Origin of the sequence: Acinetobacter sp. YH12205, from assembly GCF_013418125.1 — a bacterium.
Taxonomy (GTDB): domain Bacteria; phylum Pseudomonadota; class Gammaproteobacteria; order Pseudomonadales; family Moraxellaceae; genus Acinetobacter; species Acinetobacter towneri.
On sequence record NZ_VPCQ01000005.1, the window covers coordinates 128,074 to 143,388 of the forward strand.

At 42.3% G+C, this 15,315-nt stretch carries 15 protein-coding genes; 6 read left to right on the forward strand and 9 right to left on the reverse strand.

Annotated elements, in window-relative coordinates; translation table 11 throughout:
- Positions 1-81 precede the first annotated feature (81 nt).
- Positions 82-669, forward strand: coding sequence for a CDP-diacylglycerol--glycerol-3-phosphate 3-phosphatidyltransferase (pgsA, locus tag FTU92_RS08430; protein WP_004975835.1), 588 nt, complete (start codon positions 82-84; stop codon positions 667-669).
- Between the two features lie 49 nt (positions 670-718).
- On the opposite strand, the gene FTU92_RS08435 is transcribed toward pgsA, so the two are convergent.
- Positions 719-2,521, reverse strand: coding sequence for an ABC transporter ATP-binding protein (locus tag FTU92_RS08435; RefSeq protein ID WP_154321120.1), 1,803 nt, complete (start codon positions 2,519-2,521; stop codon positions 719-721).
- Between the two features lie 142 nt (positions 2,522-2,663).
- Between FTU92_RS08435 and FTU92_RS08440 the strand changes: the two genes are divergently transcribed.
- Positions 2,664-3,281: an alpha-ketoglutarate-dependent dioxygenase AlkB gene (locus FTU92_RS08440; RefSeq protein WP_179996325.1), complete on the forward strand. Its 618-nt coding sequence runs from the start codon at positions 2,664-2,666 to the stop codon at positions 3,279-3,281.
- 89 nt (positions 3,282-3,370) lie between these two features.
- Here FTU92_RS08440 and FTU92_RS08445 read toward each other — a convergent pair whose 3' ends face one another.
- From FTU92_RS08445 to recN, 4 genes are all read right to left on the reverse strand, one after another.
- Entirely contained in the window at positions 3,371-4,153 is a 783-nt protein-coding gene (locus FTU92_RS08445; protein ID WP_004975841.1) for an IclR family transcriptional regulator, read from the reverse strand.
- Positions 4,154-4,305: 152 nt separating this feature from the next.
- The gene (gene ruvX, locus FTU92_RS08450; protein ID WP_096901348.1) at positions 4,306-4,749 is read right to left on the reverse strand and encodes a Holliday junction resolvase RuvX; all 444 of its coding nucleotides are present in this window, start codon (positions 4,747-4,749) and stop codon (positions 4,306-4,308) included.
- The gene (locus FTU92_RS08455; RefSeq protein ID WP_004975844.1) at positions 4,742-5,296 is read right to left on the reverse strand and encodes a YqgE/AlgH family protein; all 555 of its coding nucleotides are present in this window, start codon (positions 5,294-5,296) and stop codon (positions 4,742-4,744) included. Before FTU92_RS08455 ends, ruvX begins: the two co-directional genes overlap by 8 nt.
- A gap of 111 nt (positions 5,297-5,407) precedes the next feature.
- Positions 5,408-7,069: a DNA repair protein RecN gene (recN, locus tag FTU92_RS08460; RefSeq protein ID WP_180096081.1), complete on the reverse strand. Its 1,662-nt coding sequence runs from the start codon at positions 7,067-7,069 to the stop codon at positions 5,408-5,410.
- 492 nt (positions 7,070-7,561) lie between these two features.
- Between recN and FTU92_RS08465 the strand changes: the two genes are divergently transcribed.
- From FTU92_RS08465 to FTU92_RS08475, 3 genes are all read left to right on the forward strand, one after another.
- Positions 7,562-7,885 (forward strand): pyrimidine/purine nucleoside phosphorylase, encoded by a 324-nt coding sequence (locus tag FTU92_RS08465; protein ID WP_019836086.1) that lies wholly within the window; start codon positions 7,562-7,564, stop codon positions 7,883-7,885.
- A gap of 190 nt (positions 7,886-8,075) precedes the next feature.
- The gene (gene rlmB / locus FTU92_RS08470; RefSeq protein WP_180060891.1) at positions 8,076-8,825 is read left to right on the forward strand and encodes a 23S rRNA (guanosine(2251)-2'-O)-methyltransferase RlmB; all 750 of its coding nucleotides are present in this window, start codon (positions 8,076-8,078) and stop codon (positions 8,823-8,825) included.
- A gap of 43 nt (positions 8,826-8,868) precedes the next feature.
- A complete protein-coding gene (locus FTU92_RS08475; protein WP_180096082.1) occupies positions 8,869-9,798 on the forward strand; it encodes a DMT family transporter in 930 nt (309 codons plus the stop codon).
- Between the two features lie 5 nt (positions 9,799-9,803).
- On the opposite strand, the gene coaE is transcribed toward FTU92_RS08475, so the two are convergent.
- The 4 genes from coaE to pilB are packed head-to-tail and all read right to left on the reverse strand — an operon-like array spanning position 9,804 to position 14,242.
- Positions 9,804-10,403: a dephospho-CoA kinase gene (gene coaE / locus FTU92_RS08480; RefSeq protein WP_179997300.1), complete on the reverse strand. Its 600-nt coding sequence runs from the start codon at positions 10,401-10,403 to the stop codon at positions 9,804-9,806.
- A 9-nt stretch (positions 10,404-10,412) separates the two neighbouring features.
- A complete protein-coding gene (locus tag FTU92_RS08485; RefSeq protein WP_180043886.1) occupies positions 10,413-11,273 on the reverse strand; it encodes an A24 family peptidase in 861 nt (286 codons plus the stop codon).
- The gene (locus FTU92_RS08490) at positions 11,273-12,499 is read right to left on the reverse strand and encodes a type II secretion system F family protein (RefSeq protein ID WP_179997302.1); all 1,227 of its coding nucleotides are present in this window, start codon (positions 12,497-12,499) and stop codon (positions 11,273-11,275) included. The genes FTU92_RS08485 and FTU92_RS08490 overlap by 1 nt, the downstream gene beginning before the upstream one ends.
- A gap of 30 nt (positions 12,500-12,529) precedes the next feature.
- Positions 12,530-14,242, reverse strand: a complete 1,713-nt coding sequence (gene pilB / locus FTU92_RS08495; RefSeq protein WP_179996326.1) for a type IV-A pilus assembly ATPase PilB — start codon at positions 14,240-14,242, stop codon at positions 12,530-12,532.
- 277 nt (positions 14,243-14,519) lie between these two features.
- Between pilB and tpiA the strand changes: the two genes are divergently transcribed.
- Positions 14,520-15,311 carry a triose-phosphate isomerase gene (gene tpiA / locus FTU92_RS08500; protein ID WP_019836081.1) on the forward strand — a complete coding sequence of 264 codons (792 nt, stop codon included), beginning with the start codon at positions 14,520-14,522 and terminating at the stop codon, positions 15,309-15,311.
- Positions 15,312-15,315: the final 4 nt, after the last annotated feature.

A 15,315-nucleotide genomic window follows, 5' to 3' on the forward strand; every position in this document is an offset into this window, starting at 1 on the left:
AAGTGAAGCCTATTCACGATGACAAATCCTCAAAAAACTTGTGAATATGCAGCGTAAAGAGGGGAAACATTGGCGGTGTCTATGACAACAGGTCGTATCCTGAACATTCCAAATATATTAACTTTGGCTCGAATCGCCTTGATTCCTGTTTTTTTGTTGGTGGCGTATTGGCCGCCTGCAATGGGCGTAAATGGTTATGATGGTGGCATGACGCGTCATATTATTTTGACGTCTATTTTTGTGATTGCTGCTGTGACCGACTGGTTTGATGGCTATTTGGCACGTACTTTGAATCAGACCTCTGCATTTGGGCGCTTTTTAGACCCTGTGGCCGATAAACTTATGGTCGCTGCGGCATTGATTGTTTTAGTGCAATGGCAACCGACTATTTCTATGGCTTTTGCCGCGATTGTAATTATTTCCCGTGAAATTACCGTATCTGCCTTACGAGAGTGGATGGCTGAACTCGGCGCACGTACCAGTGTGGCGGTGTCTACAGTGGGGAAATATAAAACAGCATTCCAAATGATTGCGATTTCAGTGTTCTTATTGAACTGGCAACCATTGGAAATGGTGGCTTATTTGTTGCTCTATACTGCTGTAATTCTAACGCTTTGGTCGATGTTTATTTATTTAAAAGCGGCATGGCCATATTTGAAACAACCTTAAATATCGTGATTCTTCATTAAAAAGTGCTTCTGATTGAAGCACTTTTTGATTAACTATGGGTTTCTTCCTCGGCATCATCCTCATAAGTTTTGGCAATTTTTTCAATATTTAAACTTTTTGCCATCGCATCAAAAATTTCTTTATAAACACCATTTTGATGATAAAGCGCATCATGTTCGCCATGTTCCGCAATCCTGCCATCTTTCATGACATAGGTGTAATCGGCATCAATAATTTGCGATAAGCTATGTGAAATGATGATGACCGTACGCCCTTGTTTAATTTCATCGAGGCTTTGTTTGATTTGTTCGGTTGCAATGGCATCCAGACTAGCAGTCGGTTCATCTAAAAAAATAATAGGTGGATTTTTCAGGAACATACGTGCAAGGGCAATCCGTTGTTGTTGACCGCCTGAAAGCATGAGGGCATCTGCGTCATAAGCCTGAGGCAATTGCAAAATTTGTTCGTGAATAGAGGCTTTTTGGGCTGCCAGAATCACATCTTCCAAGCTTGCATCAGTTTTGCCATAACGAATATTTTCAAAAATAGAGCCTTGGAAAATATGATTTTTTTGCAAAACCAAGCCGATATGGTCACGCAAATATTGAGTGTCGATGTGGTTAATATCAATCCCATCGAGCTGAATTGTTCCCTGTTGTGGTTCATAGAATTTATCTAATAAACTGATCAGGGTAGATTTTCCTGCTCCCGACAATCCCACCAATGCGGTAATTTTATTGGGCTGAATCTGCATTTGAATGTCTTTGAGTGCATGATGTCCATTCGGATAAAAAAAGTTTACCTGTTGCAGATCAAACTGCCCTCGAATAACTGGTTTAAGCGTACCACTTGGCTCAATTTCATGCTCGGCTTCCAAAATTTGAAAGAAGCTTTCTGAATAGATCATTGCATCATTGACTTCATCATAAATACGATGCAATGAGCGAATTGGGGCAGAAACATTGCCAAACAGCAACACGTGATACATGATCATGCCGATGCTCATTTGTCTATCTAACACAAAATAAGCAGTTAAAATAATAATCAGCACCACGCCAATTTGTTCAATAAAGCTTTTTAAACCATCAAATAAAAAACTGGTTTGGCGGGTCTGCATTTGATTGTGGGTCAGTTTTTTCTGCAGGGTGAGTTGTTTTTCTGCTTCGATGCTTTCTCTGTTAAATGATTTAATCACGGTAATTGAGTTGATGATGCTGAGAATCCCTTGGCTTTTTTTCTCACGTCCATCACGTAAATTACGTCGCCAGCTTCCTAGTTTTTGTGCCTGCTGATAGGTCAGCCAAAAATAAATAGGCACAATGAGTGTCGCGACCAAGCCCACATAAAAATTGGCATAATACATTAAGCCCAAAGCCACAATTGCACTGGTAAAGAGTGGCAAAATATCAATAAAGAAAATTTGCACTAAGCGGGTGAGCGAACCAATGCCACGATCTATACGTGTTTGTAATTTACCTGCTTGGTTGTTGTCCTGATTAAAAAAGGCCAGTCGATAACGCAAAAATTTCTCAATAATGCCCTGTGCCAAATCTTGTGACACAAAAATGCGTAGTTTTTCACCATAAAACTTCTGTCCAAACTGCACAAAGGCATTGATGATTTCTTTACCCAGCAAAATGGCTGAAATGGTGATTAAAATGTGCCAGCCTGCAGACAGACCTTGTCCTGCCTCAATTAAGGCGTTAATACGGTCAACAGCGTATTGTAAAGTTAGTGCATTGACTTGAGCTGTTAATGAGCCGATGAGCGTTAAAACTAAGGTAGCAATCACCAAGAGCTGATAAGGTCGAACGAAGGGACGCAATTTTTGAAATAAATGCCATAAATTCATAAGCTATTATTGTTATAAGAACGATGATTTTAAGTCTAAGGATGAACTTCACGACTCACAAGCCAAAAAGCTGTGTCATTTTGTGAGCAGTCCTGATCCTTGTTTTAGATTAAACAATAAGCTATTCAGCATAGGAATGACCATGAATCTAGAATTGTTTGCACCTGAGCGTTGTGACAACGTACTGCCTTATGACGGCATTGTGCAGGACTATGGTTTGGTGCTGAGTGCGGAGCATAGTGAGCGTTATTTGCAGTATTTTCTGCAACATTTGGCATGGCAGCCTGATGAAGGTCTGCTCTTTGGTCAGTATTATCGGACACAGCGCCAAGTGGTATGGTATGGCGATGAGCAGTATCAATATCGTTATTCGGGAGCAGTTAAGCAGGCACTGCTATGGCAGCCTGCTTTGTGGCGATTGAAACAGCAAATTGAACAATGGGTCGGGCATCCCTTTAATTCATGTTTGGCCAATTTATATCAAGATGGTACGCAGGGCTTGGGTTGGCACAGTGATGATGAGCCGAATTTAGGCAGACACGCTGTCATTGCATCTTTGAGTTTGGGGGCAACCCGTAAATTTTGTTTTCAGCATAAACACCGCGCCAACAAGGTTGAGCTACTGTTGCACAGCGGTCAGTTGTTGGTCATGCGTGGCACGACACAACACTATTGGAAACATGCCTTAATGAAGTCCAATAGAATTATACAACCCAGAATTAATCTGACCTTTCGCTATTTTCACACGGCTATTGAATAAAACTTGATTTAGCACTCTAAATTCTTATTCAGGAATAAATTTTAATTGTATTTAAATTCAGTGCTTTAAGGTATCAATAACCTAAATCTTTAAGTGAGTTCTATACTAAAACTGGTATTCAGTACTTCCACCTGTTTTTCAATTTGTTCTGCATTATCCTGCAAAATTTCAATCAGTTTTTGCAAATTGACAAATTCAAAACGGTTTTTAGATGCCAGCAGCGTCAATGCATAAGGTGCATCTTTAGATGAAAAACGAATCGGTACAGATAAGCCTGCAATTTCTGCATCGAGTTCGCCGTTAGAAAAATAATAGCCTTGTTTTTTGATTTTGCGCATTTGCTGCAAAAAGTCATCTTCATCTTGTGCAAAATTGACTTGTGCCAATTCGTTAGAAAAACGTTGGTAATAGTCTAAAATTTTAGCTTTAGGCAGATGTGCCATAATAATTTTTGGCGATGAGCCGACATAAACAGGACGTGGGCAGCCGCGACCATAAGACAGCAAAGGCGTATCTTTAAAGATTTCGTGATGCACATCAATGCAGGAATCTTGATTGAGTTGGGTCAGCAAACAGCAAAATTCAGTACGTTCCGCAATTTTTTTCATAAACGGAATACTGATGGTGACCAATGGATCGGTCGTGCGAGAGATAAAATCCAATACCGCAATTTTTGGCCCTAGGGTGTAATCTCCCGATGTGCCACTCATGCGCTGCAACAACTCTGCCGAAACCAACTCTTTTAAATAGCGGTAACTGGTGGGCTTAGATAAACCGAGTTCCTCACTAATGGTATCTACATTAATGACAGGACGTGCGGTTGAAAATAAGTCTAAGACTGTGAGAATCTTGCCAAAGCTAGACAGTGCCATGCGGATTTACCCATTCACACCAAAAGGATGGTGTCACTTTATATCAAAAAATCGCCAGACCAATAGACTTTTTACAGATGGTCTTAGGCATTCTAACGATCAATGTCCCAATTCTTTTGCATTTGTCGATGTTATCTATTCAGAAATAGGATTTAAGGCTGAACGCCGTGAGGGTCACGATACCAGCTTTCAATCAATAGTGCTGCGGCAAGACTATCGGCAGCGAGTTTTTTACCACGCCCTTGGGCTTGATAATGATCAAGCTCATCACGTGCTTCACGTGTGGTTAGGCGTTCATCGACCATTAGGGTGTTGATATTGCTTTGATGGCGTAAGCGTCTAGCAAACTTACGCGCACGGGTAGACAGTTCTGACTCGCTATCATCCATATTTAAAGGTAAGCCCACTAGAAATAATTGTGGCTGATGTTGCTTGATAATTTTTAGCAAGTTTTCCCATTGCGGAATGCCATCTTTCATGGGAAAGAGGGCGAGAGGGGTCGCACTTTCAATCAGTGCCTGCCCCACAGCCATGCCCATTTTTTGCGTACCGAAGTCAAATGCCATAATGGTTTGGGCTTGTGTTGTTTCAGGCATGACCAATCTCTGAAGATAACCATGTTGGATCTACGCCCATTTTACGATAAGCGGCATCCCAACGATCGTCATAAGGTAAATTAAAAATTAAGTCCATGTCGGATTCGCAAATCAGCCAATCGCCCCGAGCAATTTCCTGTTCGAGTTGTTGTTTGCCCCAGCTGGCATAGCCTAAGGCAATTTGGTAGCGTCCAACGCCTTCATTGTGGGCAATTGCATCTAAAATATCTTTAGAGGTGGTGATACAGACATTTTCACCAACAGCGATAGATGAATGCCAAGTTGGCTGCCCTGTGTGTAAAACAAAACCTGCCTCAGGTCGTAATGGACCACCTTGTAGAACTTCGTGAGGATGCACATTATCTGCGTCTATATCTAAATCATTGAGTAATTCTTTGATTTGGATACCCGATGGACGGTTGATAATAATGCCTTGCGCACCGTCTTCATCATGACGTGCCAAATAGATGACGGTGTTTGCAAAAAACTCATCATTCATATCGGGCGGGGCTATGAGACAGCGATGCGTCAGATATTGTTTAGTCACCTAAGCAATTCTCCTTAAAAACAGTTGCTTCTAGAAAAACCTATTCCTTTAGGATACACGTTACTTGAGCTTTGTGATTTCACCAAGCTCTTTTTGTGACAGCGTTGGTTTTTAAGCCTGTTGAAACTTCAATTGGCGTAATTGTTTGGCGTGTTGCAGGGTGGTGTCATTAATTTCAACGCCGCCTGTCATGCGTGCCAATTCTAAAATACGCGCATCTTCTTCTAATTCAACAATGGTGCTGCTGGCAGGGTCGGTCTGACGTTTTTTTACCAGTAAATGTTGATCAGACTGTGCCGCCACTTGTGCTTGGTGGGTAATACATAAAATTTGAACGTGTTGCGCCAAACCTGCGAGTAAGCGCCCCACAATTTCTGCGGTACCACCACTAATCCCGACATCAATTTCATCAAAAACCAAGACTTCGGCTTCGGTTTTTTCGGCATTCATGACTTGCATAACCAAGGCAATCCGCGATAATTCACCACCAGAAGCCACGCGTGCCAATGGCTGTGCAGGAATACCTTTGTTGGCGGTAAACAATAATTGAATAAAACTTAACCCTTCCGCAGAAACTTGTTCTAAAGGTTCAAATTTAAATTCAAAATGTGCCTCAGGCAGTGCCAATTGTTTAACTTGCTCGGTTAGTTGTTTAGCGAGCGGTGCAGCTGCTTCACGACGGATATCATCTAAATGTTGTGCTTTGGCTAAGAAGTCCTGATGTGCCACTTCTACTTGTTCTGCCAAAGTTTCAGGGTCTTCAAGTTCATGTAAAGCAGTGAGCTCAGTTTGCCAAGTATCAAATTCTTGTTTTAATAATTCAGGTTGTGTGCGGTATTTACGCGCTAAACGATGAAAGACTTCTAATTTTTGATTCAGTTCTTCCATGCGCTCTGGATCAAAGCTTTGACGATCAATAAACTGACGTAAATTGGCTGTCGCATCATCTAATTCACTTTGCGCATTTAACAATGAATTATAAATTTCCGATAATTGCTCACTGCGCCCCGCATGCGATTCCAAGCGGCGAATAATTGAAGCAATTTCCTGAGTGATGTTTTGCTCGGCTTCATCCAAGGCATTTAAGCTATAACTGCAATCCTGCATGATATGTTCATGATGGCTTAGGCGATCAAACTCTTGTTCAATCTCCTTATAATCGATTTGTACCAGTTCATCGAGTTCTTCGAGCTGTAAGTTCAGGGTTTCGATGCGTTGCTTGCGGGTTGCCTGTGCATCCAGCGCTGCCTGATGCTGTCGGATATTTTTTTGCCATGTACTGTAAGCATCACGTACTGCTTGGGCAGGGGCATAAAAATTATAATAACGATCAAGCCAGTGTTTTGGATAAGGCGGTTCGAGCAATTGTTGCTGACTGTGCTGACTGTATAACTGTACCAGTAAGCGTCCAATTTCTTTCAGCTCTGCCAAACTGCTTGGACGACCATTAATCCATGCTTTGCTGCGCCCTGTGGCAAAAATTACCCGACGTAAATGGATTTCACCAGACTCATCATCTAATTCATGTTCTTTTAGCCATTGTGCTTCAGGGCTATTGTCCTGATAACTGAAACTCGCGGTCACATCGGCTTTATCTGAGCCAAAACGTACATAATTGGTATCGGTACGTTCACCTAAACAGGCAGAGAGCGCATCTAAAAGTAAGGATTTACCTGCACCTGTTTCCCCTGTCAGAACGTTAAAACCTGTTTCAATATCCAGTGCTAAGTGGTCGGCAAGGGCAAAGTTAATCAGTGTTAAATGAGTCAGCATAAACGCATCCAAGCTGCGAAAAGTGTCAGTGAAAGAGAGTCAAGTTTTGGAAATGCCATAACAAGGCTGTTATTTTCTTCTATTTAATTCTAGCTTAAATTGCAGCGCAAACAACAAAAAATGTACCCGATAAGCATCATATATAAAACACATGATCATTTGATCATTTCATTGGATGGTCATTAAATTGCAGTATATTCACTTGGGGAGTTTTCGGTGCTGCTTGATATGGTGGAACTTAAACGATATAGATACTATTCGTGATCTGTTTCACATTCAGATTTAGCACTTTAGTGGGGAAGAATCTAGAGCAGAGTACTTTGCATGCCTCTGGCATTGGCTTAGACTGTGCTGTCAGCGTGTTGCATGCTGCGTATTGAAACATTGTTCAATTTACGCAAAGCCCACTGTAAACACAGATTGATTAGTTCTGAGGACAGAATTAAACTACATCAGTCAAAAATATAAAAACGCGTTACCTGGAGAATACGCATGTCAGCTCAGTTTGATCATGTATCAGTTGTGAAAAAGTCGAATGTCTATTTTGGTGGGCAATGCATCAGTCACACGGTGCAATTTGAAGACGGTACCAAAAAAACCTTAGGGGTAATTTTACCGACCGAACAAGCCTTGATTTTCGAAACGCATGTGCCTGAACGTATGGAAATTATTTCAGGTGAGTGTCGTGTCAAAATTGCCGATAGCGAAGAAAGTGAATTATTCCGCGCGGGTCAGTCATTCTATGTGCCTGGCAATAGCCGTTTCAGCATTGAAACCGACGAAGTGCTTGATTACGTGTGTCACTTAGAAGGTTAATCAAGCGATCAATAGGGTATTGAATTAAGATTTCATTTTTCTCCTGCTTGAGCACCCAATCAAGCGGAATTGAATCAAGAAATTTTCACCTGAATCGGTTAAACTAGATCTGATTGAAATCCTGTGAAGTCAGCTTTGCAGGATTTTTCGTTTTCGCTGGTTTATAGGTGTAATTAATTAGAGGTCGTTCATGGCAAAACCTGAATATTATTATGGCGTTCACTCGGTGGAGTCATTATTGGAGCTTGAGCCAGAGCGCGTCTTAACTCTTTTTACTTTAAAAGGACGTGATGATCAGCGTTTACAAAAAATTTTAGAACTTGCTGAACCATTTGGTATTAGTGTGCAAAAAGCCAGTCGTGACAGCTTGGAAAAATTGGCAGGTTTGCCTTTTCACCAAGGAGTGGTGGCTGCAGTGCGCCCCCATCCAACCCTGAATGAAAAAGACTTGGACACCTTGTTGCAGGCCGATAGTAAGCCTTTACTTTTGGCGCTAGACCAAGTCACCGACCCGCATAACTTGGGTGCGTGTATCCGTACTGCCGCTGCGATGGGGGTTACTGCCGTGATTGTGCCGCGTGATCGTTCAGCAAGTTTGACCCCAACTGCACGCAAAGTAGCTGCAGGTGGTGCAGAAAAAGTCAAATTTATCCAAGTGACCAATTTGGCACGTACTTTGGCGCATTTGAAACAAGAGTTTAATGTGCGTGTGGTGGGTACGATGCTGGATGAAAAAGCTTTGCCAATTCAGCAATTTGACTTTACAGGTACAGCAGTATGCGTGGTGATGGGCGCAGAAGATACAGGTTTACGCCCAATTACCCAGTCACAATGTGATCAAACCGTATTTATTCCAATGGCAGGAAATCTGCAAAGTCTGAATGTCAGTGTTGCAACAGGTATGGCCTTGTATGAAGCTTGTCGTCAGCGTCAGGCTTAATTGCTGATTTTGTATTTGCTATTCTATTGATGTCTTCAACACCGTGATTCGTCTATCTCCCCAAAAGCAAGGTTATGCTTTGGTGTTTGTTACCATGTGCATTTGGGGTGGTTTTACCCTAACTGCTCGGCTGAATGCACAATGGCAGATCAGTGCTTGGGATATTACCGCCTTACGCTTTGCTTTGGCTTTTTGTATTTTAATGCCGATTCTTATCTGGAAAAAAGATACGGCATTTTTATGGAAAAAAGAGCCTTTTATTTTGGCAATGATTGGTGGAGTGGGCTATTGCCTGACTGCGTATAGTGCTTTTCATTATGTACCTGCTGCGCATGCTGCCATTTTTTTGAATGGCTGTATTCCTGTTTGTACCGCCATTGCTGCTTGGATGTTATTTCGAGTGCCTTTTGACCGCCATACATGGATCAGTATTGTAATTATGCTGACCGCCATTGCGGGTATGAGTGCGCTGATGTATCAAGAAACAGGTGTTGCCTTTGGACTTGGGGATGGACTGTTTTTTATCAGCGCTATTTGGTGGGGTGTGTTTACGGTTTTATTAAGACAATGGAAGCTCTCCGCTTGGCATGCTATGGCAGGTGTCGCAATTTGGTCGGCAATCGTCTATGTCCCGATTTACGTACTGTTTTTCCCGAAACAACTCACCGCACCCGAACCGATTCATTTATTGCTGCAAACTGTTTTTCATGGGGTATTTGTGGTAATCATCGCAACACTTAGCTATGTCGAGGCAATTAAGCGTTTGGGGGCATTCAAAACTGGTAGTATTGTGACCTTGGCGCCGTTTATTGCTGCGATTCTTGCTGTCCCTTTATTGGGCGAGCCGTTGAGTCTGGCAATTTTATGTGGCTTGATGGGTATGGGGATTGGCGCTTTGCAACCTTGGCGTTGGTGGGCACGACCTGACAGCTTAAAAGCCCAACTTGAACAGCAAAAAAAACAGTCAGATTAATTTGCTTACTGCATCGCTCGCTTTAAATACTGCTGATGCAATACTTCAAGTTTGCTATACAAATGATCTAAATGCCCATCGTTCAGCACAATGTCATCGGCTAGGCGTTGTTTTTCAGCACGTGGCATTTGTGCTTGAATAATTTTATGAATTTGCTCAACCGTTTGACCATCACGTTGTGAGGCACGGTGAATTTGTAGTGCTTCAGTAGCATCAATCAATAATGTATGTTGGGTCAATTGATGTTGATTGGTTTCAAACAAGAGTGGTGAAACCAAAACCACGTAGGGGCTATTGGCAGCATTTAATTGTTGAATAATCGATTCACGAATTGCAGGGTGGGTGATTTTTTCAAGTGCTTGTCGTGCACTTGGTTCTTTGAAAATGTGTTCACGTAAGGCACGACGATCAAGCTCACCATTCTCAAGTAAAACCCAATCGCCAAAGTGTTGTCGAATTTGCTTTAAGGCAGGCTGTCCTTTTTCGACTACTTCACGTGCAACCACATCTGCATCGACCACAACAATGCCTTGGGTCTCAAACCACGCACTGGCTGCAGACTTGCCACTGCCAATTCCTCCTGTTAGACCCAAAACAAAACGCATGTGCTGTCCTTATTGTCCCAAATATACTTTCATGATTGGCTCGCCCCATAAAAAGGCAATCCAGCCCGCAATGGCGATATACGGACCAAACGCAAAGGGTTGATTTTCTTTACGTACTTTTAACAGAATAATGCCAATAATCGCCCCAACTAAGGACGATAGCAGCACAATCAGGGGTAACATCATCGGCCCCATCCATGCACCTAAAGCGGCAAGGAGCTTGAAGTCGCCATAGCCCATGCCTTCTTTGCCTGTGACGATTTTAAATAGGTAATACACCACCCATAGACATAGGAAGCCAATCACATAGCCCCAAATTGCCGAGGTTGGTGAGGTATAGATGGCATAGCTGTTGACGGCCAAACCCAGTGCAGCCAAAGGCAGGGTATAACGGTCTGGCAAGAGTTGTGTATCGAAATCAATGAAGGTGAGCGCAATCAAGGTATAAGTGAGTAGCAAGCCAAATAGCATTTGTACGGTTGGGCCAAATACCGCAAGCACAATCAGAGCGCAAATAGCAGTTAATACCTCAATCAGTGGATAACGTATACTGATCGGGTTTTGGCAGTTGCCACATTTACCGCGTAATACCAACCAACTCAGCACAGGAATATTTTGATACCAACGAATTGGGTTGTGACATTTGGGACAGGTCGATGCAGGTTTGCTGAGGGTGATTTTACTTTCATCAATAATGGCTTGTTCAGGATGTAACAACATTTGGCAGTCGTTACGCCACTCCTGTTCCATCATTTTTGGGGTGCGATAAATCACCACATTCAAAAAACTGCCAATACATAAACTAAAAAGTCCAACTGCGATATAGAGCGCAGTTGGATTTTGGATCAAGTACGCGATTAATTCTTGCATTAAACCACAGAACCCATTTGGAAGATTGGAAGGTACATGGCGACAACTAAACCACCCACTAAAATACCCAAGACAGACATAATCAACGGCTCCATCATTGAGGTTAAGCCATCTACTGCGTTGTCGACTTCGTTTTCATAGTGGGTTGCGACTTTATCCAGCATGGCATCTAGCGCACCTGATTCTTCACCAATGGCGACCATTTGCACCGCCATAGAAGGGAATTTATTGGTGACACGCATGGCGAATTGTAGCTGCTGTCCTGTCGCGACATCATCACGTATTTTCATCACCGCTTCTTCATAGACCACGTTATTGGTTGCCCCAGCGGTCGATTCCAAAGCATCAATTAAGGGTACACCAGCAGCAAAAGTAGTGGCTAAAGTACGGCTATAACGCGCGATAATGGCTTTATAGACCAAGTCACCAAAAATAGGCGCTTTCAGTGCCGCTTTGTCTAAGAAGTCACGGAATTTTTTACTGCGTTTTTTAGTTTCCAAGAAACCTGCAATCATGACCCCAATCACAATAATCAGAATAAACCAGTATTTCTGCATCCATTGTGACATGTTGACCACCATTTTAGTGAAGGCAGGCAAGTCTGCACCAAAAGAGCTAAACAACTCTTCAAATACAGGTACAACTTTTACCATCAAAATAATGGTCACAATCACAGCCACCACGATGACCGTTGCAGGGTATTTCATGGCTTTTTTAATTTTTTGTTTGAGTAACTCACTCTTTTCTTTATAGATCGCAACACGATCCAGCATGGTTTCTAGTGCACCCGATTGTTCACCAGATTCAACCAAAGAGCAGAACAGATTGTCAAAATATTGAGGATATTTACGCAATGCGCCAGCAAAGGTATTCCCGCCTTCCACTTCACCTTTAATGCCTAAAACCACTTCACGCATGGCGGGGTTTTCAAGACCTTCGGCAACAATCTCAAAGCTTTGTACCAAAGGCACACCTGCTTTCATCATAGTGGCAAGCTGACGCGTGAAAATAGTGATGTCTAATGTCGACACCCGTTTTTTCATTAAGCCTTCAAGAATATTCTTTTTCTTTTGGCGAATCGTCTTGATGGTAATCCCTTGTTTACGCAATGTGACCTTTGCCAAGGCCATATTACGCGCTGGAATTTCCCCTTTTAACTTAGCCCCTTTGCGGTCAATCCCTTCATAAACGAAGGTGGGCATCATCTGTGCTTTTTTGACAGCCATGCGTATTTATCCTTATTTTAAATTTTACAACTATTCACTGGTCACACGATTGACTTCTTGCAATGAAGTCACCCCCTGCATGACCTTAAGTAACCCCGAACGACGCAGATTGTTAAACCCCGATTTTGCTGACGCATCAGCAATTTGGATGGCATTACCATCCTCCATAATAATTCTAGAAATTTCTGGTGTGACTTTCATCACTTCATAAACACCAACACGTCCTTTATAACCTTCACGGCATTCAGAACAGCCTACAGGTTGATAGACCTGAAATTCTGGATTGCTCAAATCGGCTTCAGTAAAGCCCATTTCCAATAAGCTTTGTTTTGGAATATCGGAAGGAGCTTTGCAATGCGGGCATAGGCGTCGTGCCAAACGCTGTGCAATGACGAGGTTTACCGAAGTTGCGATGTTAAAGGAAGGAACGCCCATGTTGCGTAAACGCGTTAAAGTTTCTGGCGCACTGTTGGTGTGTAGGGTAGATAAAACCATGTGACCTGTTTGGGCAGCTTTAATTGCAATTTCTGCAGTTTCAAGATCACGAATCTCACCCACCATGACAATATCAGGGTCTTGACGTAAGAAAGATTTCAGGGCGGCAGCGAAGGTTAAGCCTACTTTATTGTTGACGTTAACCTGATTGATGCCTTCTAAGTTAATTTCCACAGGGTCTTCGGCGGTGGAAATGTTGGTATCTTCTCTGTTTAAGATATTTAAGCCTGTATATAGCGATACCGTTTTACCCGAACCCGTTGGGCCTGTAATCAGTAACATGCCTTGCGGTTTTTCTAAGGCTTCCATGAACAATTCTTTTTGTTCTGGTTCATAGCCCAAAGCGTCAATCCCAAGCATCGCGCTAGATGGGTCAAGAATACGCAGTACGATTTTTTCACCGAACAATGTTGGCAACGAGTTCACACGGAAGTCGATGGACTTGTTTTTAGATAGTTTTAATTTAATACGACCATCTTGCGGGACACGCTTTTCAGAAATGTCCATTTGGGACATCACTTTTAAACGTGATGCCAAGCGGTTAGCTAACTGTAAGGGTGGGGTGGCAATTTGACGTAATACACCATCGACACGGTAACGCACTCGATAGGTTTTTTCATACGGTTCAAAGTGTAAGTCCGAAGCACCCATGCGAATTGCATCAATCAGTAATTTGTTGATGTATTTAACAATTGGGGATTCATCACCCTGCGGTTCATCTTCTGCAGCTTGTTCTGGTTCGCTGTTACCATCTTCAAAGTTGAGATCGAAGTCATCATCTTCAAATTCAAAAGCAGACTCACTCGCAAAGTTTTGTTCAATCAGTTTTACCAATTTATCGTGTTCGACCACAATGGCTTCAATATTCATTTTACTGTTGAAACGAATGGCATCCATTGCTTCGATATTGGTCGGGTTACTGGTCGCAACGTAAAGCAGGTGATTGCGCTTAAAAATAGGTAAAAGGTTATATTTGCTGAAAAGCTTTTCATCAATGCCTTCACGCACGATGAGCGCAGAGTCATACACGCTTAAATCAAAAATAGGTTCGCCAAACTCATTAGAAATTTTTTCAGCAATGATTAAAGGCGCGATATTTAGGTTTTGAATGAGATAGGGAACAATATCAACATTATCTTTTTGTGCGGCTTTAATGGCAGTTTGCATATTTTCAGCAGAAACGAGCCCATCTTCGACCAAACGTCGAATAAAACCTGTAAATCTAGGTGTAGCTTGTTGTACTGACATTCCCCAACGTCCTCAAAATCAAGATTGTTTATAATTGGTATCTTAAAATTATACTTTTGTTGCACAAAAATACCATATCTGAAAGTGCTGTCACCACCTAAGTATCGCCTAAAAGCATGAACCAGTTACATTAATCTGCTAAAAAAATTGTAAGTCCTGCCATGAAAAGATACTTCATGCAGCAGTTTGATGCAAAGCTTGTACAAAAAACTCAGCAGAAATGTGATTTGCGTGTAGAATGTGCGCGATTAAATGAATTGTTTTTGCAGGTTATTCTATGTCGGCTACGACGATTAAGCCTTGGGTGGTTGGCAATTGGAAGATGAATCCGATACATGCCGATGCTCAGCAACTTATTTCTGAATTTAAAACATTATTACAAGACAGCCCTGTAGAGGCTGAAAAGTGTCATTTGGGGATTGCACCTGTCACTTTGGCTTTAACTCAAATTCAAGCTGCATTGAGCGAAGCAGTACGTCCTGTCTATACCGTTGCACAAGACCTTTCCCGTATTGCGGGTTTGGGTGCATATACAGGCGAAGTCAGTGCAGAATTGCTAAAAGACAGTCAAATTGATTATGTATTGGTTGGGCATTCAGAACGTCGTGAACTTTTTGCAGACACACCAAGCATTTTGAATGAAAAAGTTAAAAATGCCTTGCAGGCAGGTTTGACAGTTATTTATTGTGTGGGTGAAAGTCTGCAACAACGTGAAAGCGGTCAGGCAGAGCAAGTTGTTTTGCAACAAATTTGTGATATTGCTGCTGTGGTTGACGCTGAGCAATGGCAACAGATAGTGATTGCGTATGAACCTATTTGGGCAATTGGTACAGGCAAGACCGCATCACCTGAAGATGCGCAAACCATGCATGCAAAAATCCGTGAAGGTTTAAGCCAAATCACCGCTTATGCGGTGACTCTACCGATTTTATATGGTGGTAGTGTAAAACCAGAAAATGCCGTAGAGTTAGCAGCCTGCCCAGACATTAATGGTGCTTTGGTCGGTGGTGCATCCTTAAATGCGGCATCGTTCCATCAAATTGCGCAAGCCTTTGCAAATACACAATAATGAG

Coding starts and splice junctions, on each gene's coding strand:
- FTU92_RS08490 (WP_179997302.1), bottom strand. CDS start 12,499: ATGGCTGTCAAAAAAGCACAGATGATGCCCACCTTCGTTTATGAAGGG.
- recN (WP_180096081.1), bottom strand. CDS start 7,069: ATGCTGACTCATTTAACACTGATTAACTTTGCCCTTGCCGACCACTTA.
- coaE (WP_179997300.1), bottom strand. CDS start 10,403: ATGCGTTTTGTTTTGGGTCTAACAGGAGGAATTGGCAGTGGCAAGTCT.
- rlmB (WP_180060891.1), top strand. CDS start 8,076: ATGGCAAAACCTGAATATTATTATGGCGTTCACTCGGTGGAGTCATTA.
- ruvX (WP_096901348.1), bottom strand. CDS start 4,749: ATGCCTGAAACAACACAAGCCCAAACCATTATGGCATTTGACTTCGGT.
- FTU92_RS08435 (WP_154321120.1), bottom strand. CDS start 2,521: ATGAATTTATGGCATTTATTTCAAAAATTGCGTCCCTTCGTTCGACCT.
- pgsA (WP_004975835.1), top strand. CDS start 82: ATGACAACAGGTCGTATCCTGAACATTCCAAATATATTAACTTTGGCT.
- tpiA (WP_019836081.1), top strand. CDS start 14,520: ATGTCGGCTACGACGATTAAGCCTTGGGTGGTTGGCAATTGGAAGATG.
- FTU92_RS08465 (WP_019836086.1), top strand. CDS start 7,562: ATGTCAGCTCAGTTTGATCATGTATCAGTTGTGAAAAAGTCGAATGTC.
- FTU92_RS08440 (WP_179996325.1), top strand. CDS start 2,664: ATGAATCTAGAATTGTTTGCACCTGAGCGTTGTGACAACGTACTGCCT.
- FTU92_RS08485 (WP_180043886.1), bottom strand. CDS start 11,273: ATGCAAGAATTAATCGCGTACTTGATCCAAAATCCAACTGCGCTCTAT.
- FTU92_RS08445 (WP_004975841.1), bottom strand. CDS start 4,153: ATGGCACTGTCTAGCTTTGGCAAGATTCTCACAGTCTTAGACTTATTT.
- pilB (WP_179996326.1), bottom strand. CDS start 14,242: ATGTCAGTACAACAAGCTACACCTAGATTTACAGGTTTTATTCGACGT.